The sequence below is a fragment of the Mucilaginibacter sp. L196 genome, from assembly GCF_009765905.1.
In the GTDB taxonomy this organism is placed as follows: Bacteria; Bacteroidota; Bacteroidia; order Sphingobacteriales; family Sphingobacteriaceae; genus Mucilaginibacter.
The window spans coordinates 1,320,065-1,343,509 of the sequence record NZ_LMUO01000019.1; the positions used below are offsets into that span (position 1 = coordinate 1,320,065).

Sequence of the window (23,445 nt, forward strand, 5' to 3'; positions counted from 1 at the left end):
AAATAATGAGAAGATAGTTGAGTTTCTTTCACACGAGTTGAATACAAGCCAGCTTTTGAAACTTGCAAAAGAGAACACTAACTCATCTTTAATAAAACATTGATAAGTAAGACATTATGTAGAATACATAAACGAACTATCACATTTTATGATCTCACCGACCTATGCCCTTAACATCGGAACAGGTTATAGAACAACGAGACGATCAAAACGCTACCGACGCAGGCTGATTCTCATTAATTTTAATGGTTGTATCCCCTATTGAAGGAAAAAGAGCGAGCATTAGAATTGTCCCTACAAGCAGCCAACTGATCCAGTGGTAATAATCAACAGAAAACTTCAATTGCGCCTGTGCAGACATACTTCTACTTAAAAGCCCGTTTGCTGTTTTTATAGCTTGTTCCGGGGCGCTGCCACGGCTCATCAATGCTCCTTTATAGTCAGCCAATCTTTGAACTGCAACTGGATTTAGTGAATTCACCTGATCTTGCAAGCGATTGAGATGATCTCGCTGCCCGAAAAGCTGAAAAAAGTTGATCAATGCTATACTGGCAGTGAAACCCAGAAAACGGACGAAGATGCCAACGGCCGAACCTGTATTACCAAATTGTACAGGTGAGGAGGAAATCAAGAAAAGAATGATCGGAACCATCAACATTCCTGCGCCCATTCCCTGAAGGATTAATGGAACAATAAGATCCGCAGTATCTACCTGTGTAGTAAACAGGGTTGACATCCAGATATGAAAAACAAGCAGGATAACGAAACCAGATATAAGGATCAATCTGGTTGATCTTTTCAACAGGATTAATCGCGATGCGAGAATAACGCTGATAATAATACCGGCGATATTATAAAGTAATAACAGGCCGATATGTATGGGATCGAGGCCCAATATCCCTCCCAGAAACGAAGTAGTGATGCCAAACGAACCACGGACAATATAAAATATAAAAAGCAGTGCGGCCCCTAAAGTAAATTTAGGATTTTTAAATGCCTGTAAATATAAATATGGCTTTTTAAGACTTAACTGTCTAATAATAAAAATACCCATAAGCAATACGATGGCTATCAGCCGATAAGAGATACGGGGATCGTCGAGCCAGTCATATTGCTGGCCGTAAATTAATACATAGCCAATAAGGCATAATCCGGCAGAATAAAGTAAGAAACTCGACCAGTCAAGCCTGTATAAAGGGATTTTTTTATTGAGTCTGACGTTGTTCATAATAAAGAACATCAGTACAGCACCAGGCACATAGGAATACATGGCGCATTTGTAGATGACATTATAATCAAAAGTATCTATAATCGAAGCGGTGATCAGTGTGGTAACAGGTAACACACATAACAGAATACAATATACCACAGAATATCCAATCTCTTTTGATCGCTCGCTGTGGAGCTTGCTGAACATTAAGGTTAATGTAATATTGATCGTTCCACAAGTTAACAAGCCCTGGATATACCTCATCACTAAAAGGAGGAAAAATGAATGGGTAAGGTAACACAAGTAGCAGGTTGCGATCAGGAGGATAACCCCTACCAGCAAATACTCTTTACTGGCCATATTTTTAAAGAAGCGCCCTTCCAGCACAATAAAACTGGCCATTGAGCCATAAAGAATAATTAACGAATACTGTACATCATTCGGAGAGATACCGTAATAACCCGCCGCCGCGTTCACATTACTAATTGATAAAGCAAAAAGCACTACCCCCGGCAACACCACTATCAGTAAGCCAAAGCGGATCAGCCATTCCGGAACCCAGGATTTAAACACAGGTATCGTATTACTCATGATCAGCTTCGGTTTTGTTCACCCTTACGCTAGCATTCATACCTGCGCTTAGCAGGCCCACTGTAGGATTATTGTCTGTAATTTTGATTTTTACCGGGATACGCTGCGCTATTTTCACAAAATTTCCGGTAGAATTATCCGGCGGTAACAAAGAAAAACGGGAACCCGTAGCCGGTGAAAAAGAAACTACAACACCCTTTATTTTTATATCCGGATAGGCATCAGTCGTGATCTCTACTTTTTTTCCTACCTGAAGATACTCCAATTGAGTTTCCTTAAAATTAGCGACAACCCATTTACCTGTCTCGTTGTCAACAATGAAAGCCAATGTCTGGCCTACCTGTATCTGCTGCCCTGGTTGAATCGTCCTCTTTCCCATCTTGCCGTTATAAGGTGCAGTGATCACCGTATAAGAAAAATCCAGCTGATTGCGTTGCAGCATCAAATCCCTGCGTTTTATTTCAGAAAGTACAGGGGATATTTGTGATTTGCTATCATTAACTTTTGATAAGGATGCCTGGTAATTATTTAATGCAGCCTCATAATCAGATTGTGCAACATCTAAAGCGCTTTTCACATTTTCCAATTGCTGCTTCGTTGCCGACTCTGCATCATACAGCTTTTGGTAACGGTCATATTCCTGTTGCTGCCTGGTTAATTTGGCTTTTGCTGCGGCTATTTGTGCGTTATTAACCTGCGCCATTTTAGATGCGGTTTCCACATTACTCTCCAGTACCCTCACCTGCGATTGCGCATTTTGTAGCCCGGCTTCGCCTTCTTCGCGCTCTAAGGCATATTCACGGTTATCAATTATCAGTAAAGTATCACCCTTCTTCACGTCCTGGTTCTCGTCATACCTGATTTCTTTGATATAGCCGCTAACCCGCGACGTAATCGGATTGATGTAGGATTCAACCTGGGCATCGTTGGTCTCATCATAATTGTAAAAGTCATATAGGGTTATTACGCCCCATACACATAAGGCCAAAGCGATGAAGCCGGCAATCCATGCCGTTATTTTGGTAATGATCTTATCTGTTTGCGTATAAGTATTTTGCGTGTTCATTTTATAAATTTCCTGTGATGTTTTGTAATTGAAAATATTGGAGCTGAGCCGCGATTTCTGCCGCAGCCAAATCAAAGCGTGTTTGTAGTAATTGGGTATCCGCATCAAGCAGATCCGTAATCAGCGAAGTTTGATTAAAGTAAGTATTGCTTACAATCCTGCGGTTTTCGGTAGCCTGTATAATATTGGTTTTGCTTACTTCAACCCGGTTAAGCGCCTCCTGATAGCGCAGGTAGGCTTCATTAACTTGCTGCCTTACATTATCCTCGGTTTGTGAATGTTCTATTTCCTGACTCTCATATTCTAATCGTGCCACTTTAGTTTTGTGGTAGTTATGATATAAGGAAGAAATAGAAAAAGAAGCTTTAATACCGGCCAGCCCAATGCCATATACATATGGCGAATAAGGGTATAAAAATATCTGGGGATAGCTGTAATTGTATGTAGCAAACAACCCTACCTTTGGCGATATATTGGCCCGCACATTTTGAAGCTGTAATTTGCGCAATTCAGTTTCCTGGGTAGAAATCCTAACTTGATAAGAATTAGTTCCGGCTTCGGCAAGATACTCCCCATTGGATTTCACTTTGGTGGAATCCAGCATATTTCCTTCGGTTGGCTCAATTCGCTGTTCATCCGGCAAACCAATTAATATGTTTAACTTTTGGTTAGCAATAGTCAAATCATTATTTAGCTGTACCAGCGACAATTTTTGACGTGATAGTTTTAATTCAGCCCGTAATACGTCACTTTTTAAAACAACGCCATTAGCTTTTAAAGTCCGTATCTGAACAAGTTGCTTTTCCTGAGCAGCAAGGTCTTTAAGTAACAGATCTTTGAAAATTATACTGCGTTGCATATCCAGATAATATGCGGCGGCCTGAAGTTTCACTTCTGATAGCGTTAGCTTTTTTTGTTCAGATGCGATTTTATTTTCGCTTTTCCGGGCATCAATTTCAATGTTTAACTTATTGCCGTTATACAGGTTTAAGTAGGCTTCGGCACCCACGGTATAAGTAGAGTGTATTACCTCAAATTGTTCGGGTGTTTTAAACAAACCATTCTCATAAACCGGCATATTACTAATCCGGGCATATTCGCCTTCGGCGGTCACTTCCGGTAGCCTTTCGTTTTTAGCGTCCTTAATTTGCTCTACGCTGCTTTCCACACCTATTTGTTTCATTTGCACAGACTTGCTAAAGGTGGCCGCCTTTTCCCATACCTGGGCCAGGGTTAGCGGCAAAGCAGGCAGTGAATCAACCCTGATCTGCTGGGCAGAAGTGGAATAAGCATTAAGGATCGCTAATAGCACCAGGGGTAAAAATTTATATATTACTTTCATATCTTTTGAGAAAGCAAAATTCGGCGTATTGTGGGACTTAAATTTTAACTACATTGCCAATAATTTATTCATTCCGGCCAAAACATGATTCAGACTTCCAGTTTTTTAAGAGCAATTGACCTGATACCTGAATCGGTTTATGTGATGCATGAGCGTAGCGAATTCCTGCTGCCCTGGCATTCCCACCACAAAGGGCAGCTAATTTATATTGAAGGAGGAGTAGCCTATATCCATCTTACCGAAAAAACGCTGATCATTCCGGCAAGACATTATGTATGGATACCTAAAGAAATAAAGCATTATGTAGAAATGCATAAGTCAGTTATCATTATATCCCTCTATTTTTATGCTGATGACGATGAAGATCATCCTTTCTTTAACAAAGGCGGTATCTACCCTATCAATACTCTTTTAATGCAGATGCTCTCCTATACTACCAGATGGGAAGGTGATATTGAACCAGGAAATAAAGCCTACGCTTTTTTAGCAGGAATAAAAAACATATTGCCCGAAATCAGTAAAAAGGCATTACCAATTGCACTGCCTACTACAGAAAATGAAAGGATGCAGCCGGTAATACAATATATCCAAGATCATTTGCTGGAACCGTTAACGCTGACAACACTTTGTGCTAAAACAGGCTTTAGTGAACGAACGCTATCCCGTCTTTTTCAGGAAACGATGAAAATATCCTTTTTACAGTATTTCAAATTATTGCGCATGGTTAAAGCCATCGAAATGATGTTGCAAACACATAAGTCTATGAGCGAAATAGCCTATACTTTAGGTTATAACAATCTATCCGCTTTTAGTAATATATTTTACCAGCTAACCAGAACCAGGCCATCCGAATTTGCGAAGCAACTACAACTATAAGACTTTCAGCAATTGGGTTGTGATCAGATATACAATTCACCCATGTTCTCATATCTATACATCATCTCCATTAGGATCTTTAAGAATTAATACCGGTTTATAGTTATTCCGTGCAAGCCCCTTAATGATGCTGCGGTGCGTTAGGTTATACAAAAAACTGTGTTTACCGGGTAATGCGATAATGAGTTCAAGTTCGTTCGCAAATGAGAAATGATTGACACTTTTTAAGACATCCTTTTCAGTAGAATAATAAAAATGATGAGGATAGTCCTGAAGGTTTTGTTTGATTTCTGATGCTATTCTATAATTATCTTCATCGGCAATCACCGCATCGGATGTGTTATCTACATTTAAAAAAAGCAATTCCGGACGTGACAATTCTTTCAGCTGGCTCATCTTACTTATCAATTTTACTGAAGAAATATTGCTGAAGTTAAAGGGCACCAATGCACGCTTAACTTTCTGGTAACGGGTTAGTTCCGGCACAATGAGTACAGGTATTGTACTTGCCTTGGCAATTTTAATTAGATGATCGCCGATATAACTTTCCTCACCCGAAACACCATGATTACTGCCGATGACCATTAAATCCGGTCGTTCCTGGTCAATGAGATTTCTTATAGACTGCAAGAAGGGAATTTTACTTAAAATAAAGCTAACCCTAACATGCTGTTTTAATTTATGCAATATGCTTCGTTTAAGTTCTGCAAATTGAACCTTTAAGTGGCCGTCCAATTCGGCTGCGCTATCCATTGAATACTGAATAAAATCAGCAGTAGGTATTATTTGCTCAAATTCAGTGGTGTAAACATTCACCACCAAAATAATTTGATTTACCGGATGGTATTCACTAAATGCAACCGCGTAATTAACTGCGTTGTTAGATGAGCGGCTGAAATCAATTGGAATTAATATTTTTTTCATGATTTGATCTTTTAAGCAGCTTAATAAGCCGGTACAAAGCTCAAGAATCACCTGAAAATTAATTTCATATACTATGCCAATTATTTATTCATTTTCGCCATTTTGTATTTTTAATTTATAAAATTTTAGAAGATGTTTAAAAACGGTTGAATCTTGTTTTTATATAAAAACAAAGCGTCATTGAGCGGAGCGTGGCAATCCCCTACTTACAGGGCGGCTCTGCATAGCTTGGGATTGCCACGCTTCGCTCAATGACGATAGTTTAATAGTTTTTAAACAGCTTCTTAGATATTTGCTACTTTCTGGTTTTTAACCGTTAGCTTTAATCAATGGTATAACTTTTCTACCAATTAGTTCTATCGAGCTCATTAATTGACTATGCGTCAGCCCGGCATTATCCATCTGGAAGGTAAACCGGTCAACCCCACCCAATGCTTCACTATGGCGTATTAATTTTTCTGCAACCTGCTCTGGCCCGCCAACAACAAGTACACCTTTTGGCGCAATTAATGAATCGAACTGCCCTTTGGTTACCGGTGGCCAGCCACGTTCTCTTCCCAACTTTGTCCAAAGCTCTGCGTAACCGGGATAGTAATCAGTTATCGCCTGTTCATTGGTCGCAGCAACATAACCAGGTGAATGTAAACCGACCTTTAATTGTTCCGGTTTAAATCCTGCCCGGTGCCCGGCTTCACGATAAAGATCAACTAATGGGCGAAAACGATGTGTTTCGCCACCAATAACAGCAACCATTAAAGGTAGCCCCAGTGTTCCTGCTCTCGCAAATGATTCCGGTGTGCCGCCTACACCTAGCCAAACAGGTAATTTTTCTTGTAACGATCTTGGGTAAACCGGTAGATTGTCCAAAGTCGCCCTAAACTTACCCGACCAGCTTACAAACTCATGGTCGCGTATTTTAAGCAACAAGTCAAGTTTTTCTCTAAATAAAGCGTCGTAGTCGTTCAGGCTAAAGCCAAACAATGGATAAGCTTCTATAGATGAGCCGCGACCAACTACTAATTCCGCCCTGCCTTTAGAAATCAGATCAAGTGTAGCGAAGCTCTGGTATACACGAACAGGATCAGCGGCACTCAATACAGTAACAGCGCTGGTTAGGCGGATACGTTTGGTTCGTGCAGCAGCCGCGGCGAGAATTACCGCAGTGGCGGAATCCAAAAATTCCTTTTTATGATGTTCACCAATCCCAAAAACATCCAGACCTACTTCATCGGCAAACACTATCCTATCCAATAATTGTTCCATCGCGTCAACGCTGCTTAGTGAGTTACTACCATACATCGCCGAGGCAAAGCTATCTACTCCAATTTCCATTATATTTGAATTTAGTTGTTGCAACACTTAATTCAAAGTTCGGTTTTTTAAATGATTTAAATAGCAGGATAATCTCATTAAAATTTAGTGTTAGAAAAAGAAAGGCTATTGTTGAATAGCCTTTCTTTTTCTAATATCAGTTAACCCTACGGGAAGATAAACGCCTTTATTTACTTTTTAACAGACATCTTTTCATCTAACAATTTCATAAAATATCCTCCCACAACGCTCCTTGCCTGAAAACCAACCTGCTTACCATCGGTTGTCTCATGCCAATCACTTAATGGCACACGGGTTGGGGTTTCTTTAGCATATTTGTAAATCGGGTCAATTAGTGCTTCAAAATCTTTTTGGTTACCTGCTAATGTTGCGGTCCACATTATCCAATCAGATTTTGTGTAGGTCTTACGGCTGTCTAATGGCAATCCAAATTCATTTTGTTTGGTTAGATAGAAATTCACTTCCTTATCATAAACATCTTGCGGGAAGAGATCAAGCCCTAGTACTTTATCCCAAACCATGTTATATTTTTGGCTCCATGTACCCGGGTTTTCAAATGTTAAAGTAGAATGGTCACCATCGCCTGATAACTTTATCCATTTACTAACCATTCCTTTAGCTATCTCACGATATTTAGTCGCTGTTTCCTTCTCACCTAACTGATCAGCCAATTGCGCATAGCAGGCAATACCAACTATGGCCTTAACTGATAAGTTGGAGTTACGTGCAAGGTGACCTGCAAAATCATCGGTACATAATTGATTTTTAGGATCAAATCCTTCCTCAACCAAATAATTAACCCATTTACTTAATGTTTTCCAATGAGGCTTAGCGTAATCAGCATTACCTTCTGCTTTCGCGATGGCCGCTATCAAAATAATCATATTACCCGATTCCTCAACCGGCATACCCTCGCCATATAATTGACCATTGGCCAACGGATATTCTCCCAGATCATGCGAAGCATAATCTCTGTTAAATTTACCGCTTTCGCTAAAATATAAAATACCATTAAGCATTCCCTCTAGCAATTTGGGGTTGTAAATTAGATACAAAGGCGCCGATGGGTAGGTTACGTCAACCGTATTTATAAAGCCACCGCTAAAGTTTTCCTTAGATAGCCATAGCAACTTACCTTGCGGACTTTTTACCAGCATATGTGCTGCAATACTTTGGCGATAGGCCAATGCACATAATTTGGCATACTTCTCCCCGCCTGCTTTAACAGCATCGCTATACATGGAGGTATTAAATGCCTCGCATCTTTTTATTACAGTTGGATATTCCGTAGCCGAGGTTGTTAACACCTGCACAAATGTTTTTTGCTGTGCATTTTGCCACCATGGTTTTAAATTGGTATGGAAATATTGGATCGGGGTAATATCATCATAACCCATTTCTATAAATTTCGCTACAGGAGCTTTACCAACTATACCAAACGGTATTACAGTATTTAAAACAACATCCGTACCTTGTTTAACGGTCGTTTTGCTCTCGTTATTTACAAAAGAACCAACTGCCTCAATACTGCTGCCTATGTATTGTATCGCATTACTATTTTTAGGTGTAGCTACATACATATATCCCCAATCTATCCGTACATCATCGCCACTCTTTTTCAAAATAGGTTGTTCAACTGTACCCGCTTTTAACATAGATAAACCTGGTGAAACAACCTTTTCGGCAATTACCGGTTGCGAGGGATTATTGCGGGCAATATCTGCTGATGCGCTAAAAAACACTTTTACATTGTGTGGCCTACCATCATTTGATTTTACTTTATATGAAATATAAGATACTGGCCTTGATAATAGCGCCAAGTCATTTAATAATAATGGTGAAGTAAAAGTTAGCTTCAGATCAGCATCACCACATTTAAAATTGTATATGGTTTGTGTTGCATTTATATCAACACTGGTTTGTTTAGCCGCTTCTATTTGTCGCGCTTTTTTCTTTACCATATCAACCAGCCCAATATCCAGTCTGGAACCGCCGCCCGTATTAATAACATGTATAGCTAAAATATTTTCGCCATTTTTTAAGGTATTGGTAATTGGCACCATACCATAATCGTTGGTAACCCCAACTTTTTGATAGACTCTCTCGCCATTTAAATAAACGTCTATATCATCATCGTGTGATAGTTTCAGTATCAGTTTATTAATATCACCCACATTTGATGCAGAGAATATGCGCCTAACCCAAATATCATGCGTTTTCCAAATGGTTTTATCTATGTTTTCATCGGTACCTATCGGTGCCAAACCATCTTTCCATTCTGTAGTTTTGTATTGTATTGTGGTCCAATCGCCTTTGGGTTCGATTTCGGTATACTTTACTGGGTAATGGGTTTCATCAGCTGCCGGGAGTATTGTTTTAAATACCTCGGGTTCTTTTCCCATAAAACGATACACTTTATCACCAACCTTAATAAAACCAAGCAACGATTGATCTTTCCCGGTCCAGTGATGGGTTGTAGAAGTATTCAACGTGTCAGAAAAAGACCAGATGCTGAAATAGGTATTATGCGTAATTAACGGATAAGCCGGAACCTTTTCAATTTGTGCAAATACACTGGTATTTAAAAACGTTAACAGGAGTAAAAAACCAAATTTATTCATGTAGTTATTGTGCTTATAAATCAATGTAATATTTTTATTTTTCATTTGATAAAGAATAAGGAACATCTGCTGCTTTTATACCCCTTTGTTTATTTGGTTTAGCTGTCATGTCCATATTAATAATTGCGCCCTGTAACAATGCAGCATGGCCCACCCAGTTTAAATCATAAAACTTGCCGTTATAGGTCATGGTATTAACGTATTTATTATCTGCGCTATTTTTTGGCGCATTAATAATTAACTGTTTACCGTTTTCCAAATTAACTGTTATTTTTTTAAACAATGGTGCACCCAATACATATTGTGTACTAACCGGGCACACCGGATAAAAACCTATTGCCGAAAACACATACCATGCTGATGTTTGCCCATTGTCCTCATCGCCGCAATAACCATCAGGTGTTGCCCTATACATGCGGTTCATTGTTTCACGAGCCCAGTATTGGGTTTTCCAGGGTTCACCCGCATAACCGTATAAATAAATCATGTGTTGTATCGGCTGGTTACCATGTGCGTATTGCCCCATATCGGCTATCTGCATTTCGCGTATTTCGTGTATAACAGTTCCGTAATAACTATCATCAAAAACAGGAGGAAGCGTGAATACCGAATCAAGCTTAGCAACAAAATTTTGCTTGCCACCCGTCAGATTTATTAAACCTTGAATATCCTGAAAAACGCCCCAGGTGTAATGCCAGCTATTACCTTCAGTAAAGGCATCGCCCCATTTAAATGGGTTAAAAGGTGTTTCCCATGAACCATCTTTATTTTTACCACGCATTAACCCAATACTAGGGTCATACAGGTTTTTGTAATTCATCGCCCGTTTTTTGTAGATGTCGATCTCTGATGCTGGTTTACCCAGTGCTTTACCTAAACTGTAAATAGAAAAATCATCATAAGCATACTCCAGGGTACGGGCTGCATTTTCATTAATGCCGACATTATAGGGTACGTAACCTAACTCGTTATAATAATCAACCCCACGGCGGCCTGTGGCGTTTGGCCCGGTGTTATTGGCACCGTGTATTAATGCTTTGTACAAAGTTTCAATATCATATCCGCGAAGACCTTTTAAATAAGCTTCGGCAACCACCGATGCGGAGTTGTTACCCACCATACAATCGGCATAACCCGGGCTCGACCATTCCGGCAGCCATCCACCTTCTTTATAATCGTTTACTAAACCTTCCTGCATTTCTTTAACGATGGATGGATAAACCAGGTTAAGAAAAGGATATAACGCTCTGAAGGTATCCCAAAAACCTGTACCACCAAACAGATAGCCCGGCATTATTTTGCCGTTATAAGGGCTGTAATGTACTAACTTGCCATTAGCATCAACCTCATACAATTTATTCGGGAAGAAAAGCATCCGGTACAAACAGGAGTAAAAAGTACGTGTTTGATCGATGGTACCACCCTGTACATTTATATGGTTTAATGTTTTGTTCCATATGGTTTTTGCTTTTTGTTCGGTAACATCAAAGCTATCGGTTCCCAGTTCACGCTTTAAATTCAACTCAGCTTGCTCTATGCTGATAAAAGACGATGCTACCCTAAGGTGTACCTGTTCCCCTTTGCTGGTCTTAAAGCTGAGTAACGCGCCCACGTGGTTGCCTTTATATTCCAATACGCCGGCGTCCATTTTCAGATCATGCCATACCGATGCATCCTTAAAAGGCTTATCAATATAAATAACAAAATAATCCTTAAAGTTTTCAGTAACTGCGCCACTATTTTTGGTGCTGTAACCTATTATTTCATTCTTTTCAGGGATGATCTTTACGTATGATCCTTTATCAAAAGCATCGATCAGAATATGCGAACTATCGCTTTGAGGGAAAGTGAACCTGAAATTGGCCGCCCGTTCGGTTGGTGTAATTTCAGTAGTGACATCATAATCCGCCAAATAAACGCTGTAGTAATACGGTTTGGAGGTTTCGGCTTTATGCGAAAACCAACTGGCACGTTCCGTTTCATCCAGCTTTATTTTACCGGTTTCGGGGAATATGGAAAACATCCCGTAATCATTCATCCATGGCGATGGTTGGTGGGTTTGTTTAAAGCCGAGGATTTTATCGGCATCATAGGTGTATTGCCAGCCGCTTCCCATTTTACCGGTTTGTGGTGTCCAAAAATTCATACCCCAGGGTACAGCTACAGCCGGATAGGTATTCCCGTTTGACATGATGGGTTTGGATGCTGTTCCCATTAACGGGTTTACATAATCGGTGAGATCGGCTTGTTTATTTACCTGGGCTAATGTTATGAGCGGTAAAAAGGTTAATGCAATAAAGAATATTCTTTTCATCAAAATAATTTGTTTCGGGCAATGGCCCGTTTGGATTTTGTTATATAGCTCAGCGTAAATCAGATATTAAGAATTTACCATTTTAAATTAACCTTTATGCCATCAGGGCTATTATCAAACCCCAGGTATAATGTATGAGTGCTTACATCCCATGATGATTTAACATCTGTAATAATTTTACCTGTGTTATCCGTAACCCTGATATGCTTTGGCTGTACGGGCAACAGCACACGCATGCTGTTTACTGTGTTTATCGGGCTTTTTGCCACAAAAGAGTAACTGTCAGCTTGTATATGTTCATCATATATTCTTGATGCTGAAGCTAAAACTTTCGGTTGTTTTTTATTTACAACGCGGTTCAGGGCATACAATAATGACTGCTCGCCCGGAGGAACCGTTTTTTGAGTTAAAACCGGTAATTGCGGATCAAAAAGATCAATAGCCGGGCCCTTTATGGTGTAAGGCTTGCTATCAGCATTTTCATTCATCACCGAAACAATATCATACGGCCCTCTTTCAAGGTACAAGCTATTTTTGTAGGCTATTTTACCGGCATGGGCATCTTTTTCATAAGCTTGTTTTACCAGGTTTATGTAGTTATCATCATTATTTGCCTGCAACACAAATTCTTTAGGATTTTGCCTAACAATGTATACCATGCCATTACCAACTTTATAACCCTTTTTATTACCGGTAGTATCAATATTCAATAGTTTAAAAAGATGTTGTGACGGTGCGGTATATTTATTCCCTTTAGTATCCCACCATTCCATTACGCTTTGATAAGGATCATTATCCCTGCCGCAATAGATCAAAACACCACCCTGTTTTACCCAGTTGGCAATATACTGATGTACCTGAGGGCTGTTAGGTTTCATATTGGAATAGCTCATCACTAAAACCTTAATATTTTTAAGCGTATTAGCGTAGGCAAGGTTTTCCATATGAACCGTTTGCACCGGTATACCACGCTTTAACAGTGGAAAGGTTTGGCCATAAAAGTTTGAAAATTGCGGATCTTCAAAACCATTGTGTGTTGGAAAACGCTGAAACATCAGCGAATTACTCATCAGCACACCTATGCCATTTACCCCGGTTACTTTGTTTGGTGATAAAGGCATATCATTCAACACATTTATCATCACCTGCATTTGGGTTGAATAATATTTAGGTATCAATACGCTTGAATCGCTATTAGCCAATTTATACGGATGGGTATAGATACGTTCAGGCCATGGCATTACCTCATAATTATTTACCGTCGGGTATAATAATTCTGCGGTAATGGTTGCCTGGTAATTTTGTTTGTAATCGGCCCAGTTGCGCGGCCTGTCTTCTACCGGATCGGTTAAAAAGAATAATTTCCTGCCTGTAGGTGCCGTCATGGATACCATTGAGCCATATTCAAGAAAAGCATTTTCAAATACCCTTTCCTTTTCCTGGCCATTAAAATAAGTCGGCTCGCGCGATGTTCCGGTCCAAACCTGTGCTATATAGCCGTCAATACCTGGTAATGTTGCCAGGCTTGCCTCAGGACTTATAATTTGCCATGAAGAATAATTTACAAGCGAGTGTGTAGCTATATAAACTTTAATATTTTTGCCTTTACTCTTGCCATAAGCTTTGGCATAGTTTGAAACCTGTTTTATAGCATTATAAAACAGTTGATATTTTAACTTGCTTGCCAGATACGTATTTTCAGCAGATGCATCCTCCGGCCTCCACGGGAATCCATAAAACTTTTGCCATTCCTCTTTAAACGGTGCGCTATATCCAGCACGTGCCCAAAACTCGGGCTCTTCAAAAAATATTGTAGTAATACCGGCATCAATAACCCTTTTTACAACGGCAGACTTCATATAGTCAATAAACGACTGTACCGGCACTACGTAAGGCATATTTCTGCCATGAAAAATAGTATCACCTTTTTGCGTTACCTGGCCTACACCCAAGTGATTTTTTCCGTCCCATTTACCCAGGAAGTAATCATAGTATGATCCCCAGGCAATACCCGTCATAAAAGCAGTTTGGTAGCCACGGTCGCGCCATGATTTTACACGTTGCTCAAACGTTTCACCTTTTCTATCATTCGTGCCATATACAATGGCTACATCTGAGCGCACATCGATTTGGGGTATCCAGCCAATGCTGGTTTGAAAAGCTGTTTTTTGTCGTGGCTCATTAATAACGGTTGACTTATTTTGTGCCAAACCAACGCATGAGATAGTTATTAGCCCGCAAAAAAGGATAGTTTTTTTCATAGGTATTTTTTATTATTTAATGATCGTAATTTTATCAGGGCGGACTGAAAGCCTGCCCTGATAAAAAGAAATTATGGATAAGTGAGGCCTACAGGAGTACTATAGTTATATTCATCATACACTGCGTTTATCCTCGCCCCAACCCGGAAGAATACATCCTGTGCTGGCAAAGCTCCGCCTGTAGTGGTTATGGTAATAACCTGACCTAAAATACTATTACCTGACGTACCGCTGTACGAGGTTAATGTTGAGTACCTTGGATCATAATTATTATTAGCATCGTAATGTGTATTACATACGTACAGGTTAACATCAGTTATTGGCTGCTGATAATTCGGATTATTGGTACCCCGTGTAATTTTAACTTGTACTGTAACGGTACTATCAGCATTAAATACCGGCTTGCCAACCCACTCTACTCTTAAAAAAGGCTGAACCTTAAAATTTAAAGTTGCCGTATTTTTTAAAACGATGGTTTTGCTGGAATCTGTTAAAACATTGCCAACGCTATCAGTTAGGATAAGAGGCACAAATGGACCTTGCACTGAAACTTTATAGGTTGCACCAAATACTTTAGTGTTATTAAATGTACCATCCTGCATCGATTGAAAATAAATAGGCACAGGGTTGCTGCTGTAGCTTGTTTCAAGCAATTCCACGCGAGTACCTCCACCCCCTACTTCTGTCTGTACTGTAGCACCTGTCACTTCGTCAATCGTACTCCCATTTATAGTATCAGATGGGGCCGGATAATTATCAATCTTGCTGCATGAACTGCCGGCAACAACTACCAGGCATAATGCGGTATAATAAAATAGTCTTTTCATGTTTAATAAATTTAATAGCCTGGGTTTTGAATTAAATTTGTGCTTTTTGATATTGCGCCTTGGGGTATTTGTTCATAATACCATCTTGGGTCGTAAGTGTAAACACTGTTATGCTCATCGGTACGTGCATCAAAGAAATATTTGCCGGCCTGTGCCGAATAAAATGGCATCAAAACCCTGTATATAGTTCCATTTTGCTCTTTTGAGAATGTTCTCCATCTTTTTAAATCCCAATAGGTCTTATTCTCAAATGCAAGCTCTTTTCTTCTTTCTATACGTACACTATCGATGGTCATTGAACCGGCGTTCGATAATAAAGTTGCGCCTGCCCTGGAGCGTATCTGGTTAATATCATCAAAGGCATCCTGTTGATAGTTGGTAGTACCAGCTTGGCCAGCAGTATATAATTCGTAAGCTGCTTCCGCACGGTTTAATAAAACTTCGGCATAACGCATTTCAATCCATGTTTGTGTTTCATTGTTTTCAAGCACCTGTGATGTTGGCAAATTTGGATTAAGCCATTTTCTCACAGAGAACCCTGAGATGGCACAGGCTTCGTCGCTAGTAAAAACCCCGCTTAATCCCGCGGGGTTCATCAGCGTTCCATTAGGTAGTGCGTAGGGTGTTTGTGATGCTGTTGCAGAAGTTATTAAATTCGTAGTTGGATATTGCGACCTTGAACCTGCCGGCAATAAAGGATTAATACCTGCCGATGCATTGCCTGTATAAATACCACGACGTATCTCAATACTTTCAGCTTTAAACACATCTCCCGGCAAAATAACCGTGGCTCTTAGCCTTGGCTCAACATTTGCAAACAGATCCATTGTATTTGTATATAAATTATATTGCCCGCTGGAATTAAGGGTTTGAATAGTACCGTCTGGGTTTTTAGGTATACCGCCAAACATCTCCACAAAATTAAGCGTTGGGTTTACTTCGGATGAGTAACCATTTGGCCCTATCAACTGACGAGGCACGTTATAAGCGTCATAACCATGCACCGAGTTTGGATATTGGTACTCTCTTACAAATACGCTTTCTTTACTTGATGCATCAGAAAACAGATTTACAAAGTTTTGGTATTGAGCAGTTTTATCAGTTGCGCTCCATGCTGACAGATAAAGGCTATACACACCATCGAGCATTACAGCAGCATTGTAGCTTTTTTGAAAGTAGCCGTTTGCCAGGCTAGCAGGCATTCCGCAAAGCTCGTTATGATTTGCATCAAATAAGGTAGTGGTGTTGTATTTAGCAATAGTACCGGCATATAGCATCGCTCTTGATTCAAATGCAGCGGCAACGTATTTATTTGCCCTGCTGCCATCAGCATCATCAGCGTTTACGGCAGGCAAATTAGCAATCGCGAAATCAAAATCGCTGGCTACCTGGTCCCAAACCGCTTGTTCTGAAGAACGGGGTATTTTCAGTTCGTCGGTACTTGTACCTACCACATAGTTTAATGTTTTATTTACAATAGGTACACCGCCAAAGCGTTTTACTAAGGCAAAATAAGTCATACCGCGTATAAAATAGGCCTCACCTAACCAGGCATTTACTTGTGCCGTAGTGAAGTTACTTGCATACGATGGCAATGTCTGAATAAAATAGTCACAATCATGTATTACCGTATAAGAACCACCCCATATATCCCAAGTCCAACCTCCAAAATTCTCCTGCATCGAGCTTGTTTGATCTTTACTTAATGCTTCACCTGTAGTAGCTGGGGTTGGGCTGATGATCCAAAAGAAATTTAATCCTCTTTGTGGCGAATACCTGAAATCTTCAATAGGCAATTCGCTATACAAACGTGCCATATAAGCCTGAATACCTGCTGAATTGGAAAATACATCCGGATCCTGAATTATATTTTTTGGTGGAATATTGAGCTTTCTGCAAGCCGCAGTGCCCAGAATCAAAATTGTTAATAATATATAGTTATATTTTTTCATGATTTTTTCAATTAGAATTTAACATTTACACCAACGTTATATATTTTATCAAGCGGATATAGATACCCATACGTGCCGGATGGATGCTCCGGATCGACGTATTTAACATTGGTTATGGTAAACAAGTTATAACCATTTGTAAATATCCGCACCCCTTTAACCCCTATCTGTGATAAAAAATTTCCGGGTAATGTGTAGCCTAGTTCAGCACTTTTAAGCCTCATATAAGCCGCGTTCTGAAAATTAAATGTTGAATTGGTATTAGCAGTAGTGCCTGTGTAAGCAAAATGGCCCGGCACCCAAACAGTATTTGGATTATAAGGATCGGCATTAGGATTAGCAGGATGATAATCGTTTAAAAATTGTGTTAACGCGCTACCACCACCCCATAGCGGTATATTTAATTGCTCGATGTAGGAAACGCTGTACATTGCAGTCCCCTGGAACAACAAATTAATATCAAAGCCTTTATATGCACCGCCAATAGTAAGGCCATAAGTTACTTTAGGTATTAATGGTGTGCCATTAGGGTTACCGCCATAAGCAATTGGATGATTATCATTACCATCTATCTGGCCATCGCCATTCCAATCCTGGTAAATGTAATCGCCAACAACTGTGTTGCGGCTAACAAAAGTAGGGCTGTTAACAATCTGACCATAATTTTGGTATTGTCCTGCTCCACTGGTTCCCCATTGGATACCTTGATTCCTGTTTGCCAGGTTATTTAACCAATCAAGATATGAATTACCCTGTTTTGACTCAGCATATGTGGTATTCATAGTATTGGTGTAAGAAAAAGTACCTTTTATATTATAAGTGAATTTGCCGATATGATTTCTGTGCGTTACTTCAAAATCAAAGCCCTGGGTTCTATCGCCATTAATATTGGCCTCTGGCAGCGGAGTACCCAAAACATCAGGCACTTGTAATACAGGAGCAGTCAATAACCCGGTTCTGTTACGAATAAAATAATCAATAGTAAAACCGAATAATCCTTTCCAGACATCAAAATCCACACCTACATCAAAAGTATGTGAGGTTGCCCAGGTAATGTTTGGGTTTGGCAACCCGGTACTTTGTACAGCATTTATAAACGTGTTATTGAATACTGAACCGGTAGGTACTTGGTTGTTTGAACCATTTGCAGGGTAATTATAACCACTCAGGAACTGATAATATAGCGGTCCGTCATCCCCTAGCACACCATACGAAGCACGAAACTTTAAATTATCAATAAACGATAATGCAGAAGAGTTTTTCCAGAAATCCTCGTCAGATACACGCCATCCTAATGAAGCAGACGGAAAAAATCCCCATCCCTGTTTAGGTGCGAACTTAGATGATTGATCATCCCTGAAACTAAATTCAGCTAAATATCTACCTTTAAAATCATAAGTAGCCCGTCCTACAATTGAGTTAGTTGCATATTGATACAATCCGTTTGTAGTTTCTGTAGCAGCTTGTAATGCGCTATTACCTGCAATCAGTTGATCAACAGGTATTGCAAGCTGCCTGTATGCGGCAAAGTTATCACCGCTTTGTCCGTTACCTTCATAAAGTAATAAGGCACTTACATTGTGGATGCCTCCAAAAGAGTGGGCATAGTTAAGTGATAACTGATCCGTATTTTGTGTATAATCGTAATACTGCCTTTGTACAAAGCCTGGCGAATTATTTAGCGTCGGGTTATAAGCCTGTGTGGCACCATCATAAATATAAAGATTATAAGCTATCTGGTATAGCTTATTGTCCTGTATCTGATCGTCATAGCTGTAAAGGCCCTTTAAAGTTAATCCATCAACAAAAGGCAGCTTATAATCAATACTAAGCGAACCGTTGTAAAATTTATTATTTTGTGTAGAGTAACCATTAATATTCGAATTTTCGTAAGCTACCGGGTTTCCACCATCAACTATACCATCACTTAAATACGAAGGATTATTATTGGCATAAATTGTTTGGGTGGGTAATTCCCTCCAGGTTTCCCGGGTTGTGTACCAAAAAGATTGTGCCGGAGAATTTTTCTGATCCATTATGGCACTCATATTTAAGTTAACCGTAATGTTTTTGCCTATTTTACTGGTAACATTTGAACGTATATTATAACGTTTGTAATTAAGATCATTACTGGTTAAAATACCATCCTGATCAAGAAAACCTCCACTTAATAAATAAGTTGTATTCTCATTTCCACCGGTTGCTGTTAGGTTATGCTGTTCCTGCATTGCCGATTTTTTGAAAACAGCATCGTACCAATCTGTACTTTGTTTGCTACCATCTGCATAAGCTGCAAAATCTGCCGGAGTATAGGCTATAATTCCACCATTAGAATTATGCAGGTCTTGTTGGTTAACAAGTGTCATATACTGGGTAGCATCCACCGGTTTAGGTAAACCGGAAGGCACCTGCGCACCAAACGTACCTGAATAAGTAAGTTGAAGCGAACCAGCTTTTCCTTTTTTGGTAGTAACCAAAATTACGCCATTTGCAGCTTTAACACCATAAATGGAAGCGCCGGCATCTTTCAAAACCGAAATGCTTTCAATATCATTCGGGTCTAGCCTTGATAATATATTGCTTGTGCCAACATTATTATCGCCATTACCACCTGTAACAGAAAAATCGGGCATCTCTACACCATCAACTACAATTAATGGGTTGCCCATTCCTCGTATCGAAATATTATTTGCAAAATCTCCCGGTTCAGCTGTGTTTTGAACTACCTGCAAACCGGCAACTTTACCTGTTAGCATATTTTCAACATTCTCATTTTTGGTGGTAACGATATCTTGTCCGCTGATTGATGATACCGCATTGGTAAGAGACACCTTTTTTTGTGTACCGTAACCAACTACTACAACCTCATCTAAATTCGACGTTGAGGGGATTAGCTTAACTGTTAAAGTTTTTTGCTCGCCTACAATAATTTCCTTCTTGTTGTAACTAACAAAGCTAAAAATCAGTGTAGCGCCTTTATCGGCATTGATAGAAAAATTGCCGGCAATATCAGTAACAGTTCCGTAGTTAGTTCCTTTAACAAGAACACTTACGCCGGGCATTGAATCGCCCTTTTCATCTACAACTCTGCCCTGAATTTTTGATCCCTGGGCAAAAACTGATGCGGAGAACATTAAAAGACACGCCAGCAAAGCCAGTTGCGGCGACCTGATAATTTTTAGTTTTGCCGACCATAGTGTAACGAGCCGACCATAACTAGTAAAAGTTTTCTTCATAATAAGTTTGGTTAATTGGTTAATAATTGTGATTACCTACCGAGAGCCAGGACGGCTTTTTTTCGGGGTTGACCACTTGGTTACTTACACAATGATAGGTTGAGTGGTATTAAAATAAGGGTTAAAAAATGGGTTAATAGGCAAAATAATATTATTAATCCCCTTAAATTATTTACACAATGAGTAATTTAAGTGCCCGTATAACATGAATAGATATATAAAAGGCAATAAATAAGATATTGATATTTTCAATCCCTTTGTACATATTATGCATGTATAATTGGAATTTTAATAATAATGGAGTAATACAGACCGCTATAAAGTACTTAGTGTAAGATTTTATCTAAGCTAATTGCATAATCAACGCCTAGGGATTTTTTGTATTCGGTTACAAACTGGTCATATATTTTTTTGGTATAATCAATACCTTTTACTCTTCGATAGCTTTTTAACTGATATTTTAATGCAGTATCATTAAAAACATCAACGTTTAATATAAGCCTGCTTATTTCTAATAATAGTTTGTAGTTCTCTTCAGCGTATAATTTATCAAGTTGAGGTAACAACTGGTTCAATAGCTGTTCTTCAAAATCTGATTTAAAACCGTCGAGCCATAAATCGGTCATATTGCTTAAAAAAGAGCCGCGGTTAATCAATTCAAAATAATTAATAATTGATTCCTGCTTTCCATTACCGCCTTTTTTGAGTATGTCCCAAACTATATAGTAATCGCAGTAAAAAACTTCATCAGTATTAAAAAAGTAAATATCATTAAAAAAGGTAAGCTCAATACCATCAATATCGCCTATGGCACTTCTTAAGTGATTAAGTGTAACACCTTTAATATTTTTAGTTTTAGCAACATCCTTATCAGGCCAAAGTAAGTGTGATATTTTTTTTGATGGGATACCGTTATTGTCTTTGCTGTATAATAATATCAATATAAATAACTGTTTAATTTTGGGGCTAAACAGATAGGTAATATCCCTGCCTTTTTTATCAAATACCATAAACTCGCCCAACAAATAAACTGCATTTATTTTGCGCTCATCTGTTTTTTGCCTATCCAGTAATTCATCTTCAAACTCATCAATAACCGGGATAATGTTCCTTGGCGTTTTCTTTTTATACAACCATATTAGCACAAGTATTAATAATACAATAACTAATAATGGCGCAATGTATATTAACTTAAACCAATGTTTAATTTGCCATTTATGGAATTGTGAATAGCTGGCGGCGCTTACCGGCGGATACGAAAGTGAATATATTTTTATAGTAGAATTATTAGGATCGGTAAACTCCTGAATAGTACAAAGCAATTGATTGGTTTTGTTATTGAGAAACAAATTAATATCACTTTCTATCCTCTCTGATACAACCGGTATTGATGCACTTACAATTTGATATGAACCATCTTTAATCGAGAATTTATATAGTTTTATACTTGTTTTAAATATTTCGTGAGGATAGCATAAAGCGTAAAAGTATTTACCATCACTTGATAATACCAAGTTATTTGCAGGCACAAAAACCTCATTAGGATGAATATTCCATATCTTTTTTATAGTGTGGGTTTGAAGATTGATACAATACAAATCATAATATTGCCTGCCTCCTACAATCTGGCTGCCGGATTCGTTACCGTACCCGCCAAATAAATAAACTTCGTTATTCTCATTAACGTTACTTACTGCCGAGAAAAAACGAGGGGTGATAGTATCTCCTTTAAAAACAACTTTCTGCCACTTATCATCCTTCCGGCTGTAATTAAAAAAGTTATTATAATAAGTATAAAGCCCATAGCCACCAAAAAGGTAAATACTATCCTGAGTTTTATTGTAAAAGATATTATGATGATGCCTTTGCCCAATAAACTGTGCCTTGCCTATTGTTTCCCATACCATTGATTTCATATCAAGGGCGGCTATACTGGGTGTACCAGGCGGCACATTAAAGGCTTCGTAGATATAGCATTTATCCTCTTTAGCATTAAATATGCTTTTACCCAGTAACATTGCTACCGGCGCTGGCTTTTTAAAAGCCGTAGAAACTGCACTCCCCTTTTCACTATCATAAACCATTAACGAGTCTCTTGTATATATAAACAAGTTTTGATCAACCGGTGTAAAATTCAATCCGGCTACTTGCTTAAAAGCATGCTCATAGCTAAGTTTCCAGTAGTATGAATCATTAATTAGCCATACCGGATTTTCGACCAAGCCAATTTCTTCGCCATTATCGCTATGAACAATATTTCCACCAGATTCATCTAACGGGAACGAATAGCTTTTCTGATTATCCTCAACCACCAAATTTTTGATTGCCATATCCGGCACTTCCATATAATATTGGTTTTTACCAAATATTAATTTTGCCGTAATCGTATCTTCTAAACCTAAACCATTAGCATGATATAACTGGTTATCTATATAAATTTTTACATTATCTTCTTTTAAGTTAAAATCCACCTTAACTTTTATCCATTTACGCTGATGCAGTTGTGATGTTTGTATAGGTATTTTTAGTTTATTACTTTTTCTATCGATATTGAAATTTAAATAGGCTGCCCCGTTAAAATATAAATAACTTAAGCTGTACGAGTTATTTTTGCCGGCCAGGTTAAATATGTAGCCAAGGTTTTTAGTATCCCATAACGAAAGATCAAAGCTAATTGATAAACGATCCTGAAATAATTGGGGGTGCGTACTGAAAACATCATAAGATGTGCGCTTGTTTAGCAGGCTGTCATTTGAATTAAACATCAAACCCTGGGCTTGCGCTCCTATTATATGAAAGAATAAAAAGAATAAGCCAATTTTAAAAGCTATAAAACGGCCACGTAAACAATTAAATAATTCTCGCATTAAAGGTTTTCTTCAATAGAATGTAT

Annotated in this window: 13 protein-coding genes; 1 reads left to right on the forward strand and 12 read right to left on the reverse strand. The window is 38.8% G+C overall.

Annotated features, from left to right (window positions below):
• Positions 1-205: 205 nt before the first annotated feature.
• Genes GSQ74_RS22080 through GSQ74_RS22090 form a run of 3 tightly spaced genes read right to left on the reverse strand, consistent with a single transcriptional unit; the run spans position 206 to position 4,209 of the window.
• Positions 206-1,801, reverse strand: coding sequence for an MFS transporter (locus GSQ74_RS22080; RefSeq protein WP_158996357.1), 1,596 nt, complete (start codon positions 1,799-1,801; stop codon positions 206-208).
• Positions 1,794-2,867 (reverse strand): HlyD family secretion protein, encoded by a 1,074-nt coding sequence (locus GSQ74_RS22085; RefSeq protein WP_158996358.1) that lies wholly within the window; start codon positions 2,865-2,867, stop codon positions 1,794-1,796. The genes GSQ74_RS22080 and GSQ74_RS22085 overlap by 8 nt, the downstream gene beginning before the upstream one ends.
• A 1-nt stretch (position 2,868) precedes the next feature.
• Positions 2,869-4,209, reverse strand: a complete 1,341-nt coding sequence (locus GSQ74_RS22090) for a TolC family protein (RefSeq protein ID WP_158996359.1) — start codon at positions 4,207-4,209, stop codon at positions 2,869-2,871.
• 84 nt (positions 4,210-4,293) lie between these two features.
• Here GSQ74_RS22090 and GSQ74_RS22095 point away from each other — a divergent pair, with 84 nt between their 5' ends.
• Positions 4,294-5,085, forward strand: a complete 792-nt coding sequence (locus GSQ74_RS22095; protein ID WP_158996360.1) for an AraC family transcriptional regulator — start codon at positions 4,294-4,296, stop codon at positions 5,083-5,085.
• A gap of 54 nt (positions 5,086-5,139) precedes the next feature.
• On the opposite strand, the gene GSQ74_RS22100 is transcribed toward GSQ74_RS22095, so the two are convergent.
• From GSQ74_RS22100 to GSQ74_RS22140, 9 genes are all read right to left on the reverse strand, one after another.
• Entirely contained in the window at positions 5,140-6,009 is an 870-nt protein-coding gene (locus GSQ74_RS22100) for a universal stress protein (protein WP_158996361.1), read from the reverse strand.
• Between the two features lie 309 nt (positions 6,010-6,318).
• On the reverse strand, positions 6,319-7,341 hold the full coding sequence (locus GSQ74_RS22105) for an LLM class flavin-dependent oxidoreductase (protein WP_158996362.1): 1,023 nt from the start codon (positions 7,339-7,341) through the stop codon (positions 6,319-6,321).
• Between the two features lie 170 nt (positions 7,342-7,511).
• Positions 7,512-10,007, reverse strand: coding sequence for a glutaminase family protein (locus GSQ74_RS22110; protein WP_254060949.1), 2,496 nt, complete (start codon positions 10,005-10,007; stop codon positions 7,512-7,514).
• A complete protein-coding gene (locus tag GSQ74_RS22115; RefSeq protein ID WP_158996363.1) occupies positions 9,997-12,276 on the reverse strand; it encodes a GH92 family glycosyl hydrolase in 2,280 nt (759 codons plus the stop codon). Before GSQ74_RS22115 ends, GSQ74_RS22110 begins: the two co-directional genes overlap by 11 nt.
• 74 nt (positions 12,277-12,350) lie before the next feature.
• Positions 12,351-14,537 (reverse strand): hypothetical protein, encoded by a 2,187-nt coding sequence (locus GSQ74_RS22120; RefSeq protein ID WP_158996364.1) that lies wholly within the window; start codon positions 14,535-14,537, stop codon positions 12,351-12,353.
• A gap of 71 nt (positions 14,538-14,608) precedes the next feature.
• On the reverse strand, positions 14,609-15,364 hold the full coding sequence (locus GSQ74_RS22125) for a DUF3823 domain-containing protein (protein WP_158996365.1): 756 nt from the start codon (positions 15,362-15,364) through the stop codon (positions 14,609-14,611).
• Between the two features lie 11 nt (positions 15,365-15,375).
• Positions 15,376-17,316: a RagB/SusD family nutrient uptake outer membrane protein gene (locus GSQ74_RS22130; RefSeq protein WP_158996366.1), complete on the reverse strand. Its 1,941-nt coding sequence runs from the start codon at positions 17,314-17,316 to the stop codon at positions 15,376-15,378.
• Positions 17,317-17,327: 11 nt separating this feature from the next.
• The gene (locus tag GSQ74_RS22135; protein ID WP_158996367.1) at positions 17,328-20,552 is read right to left on the reverse strand and encodes a TonB-dependent receptor; all 3,225 of its coding nucleotides are present in this window, start codon (positions 20,550-20,552) and stop codon (positions 17,328-17,330) included.
• A 326-nt stretch (positions 20,553-20,878) separates the two neighbouring features.
• The gene (locus GSQ74_RS22140; RefSeq protein WP_158996368.1) at positions 20,879-23,419 is read right to left on the reverse strand and encodes a kelch repeat-containing protein; all 2,541 of its coding nucleotides are present in this window, start codon (positions 23,417-23,419) and stop codon (positions 20,879-20,881) included.
• Positions 23,420-23,445 lie beyond the last annotated feature (26 nt).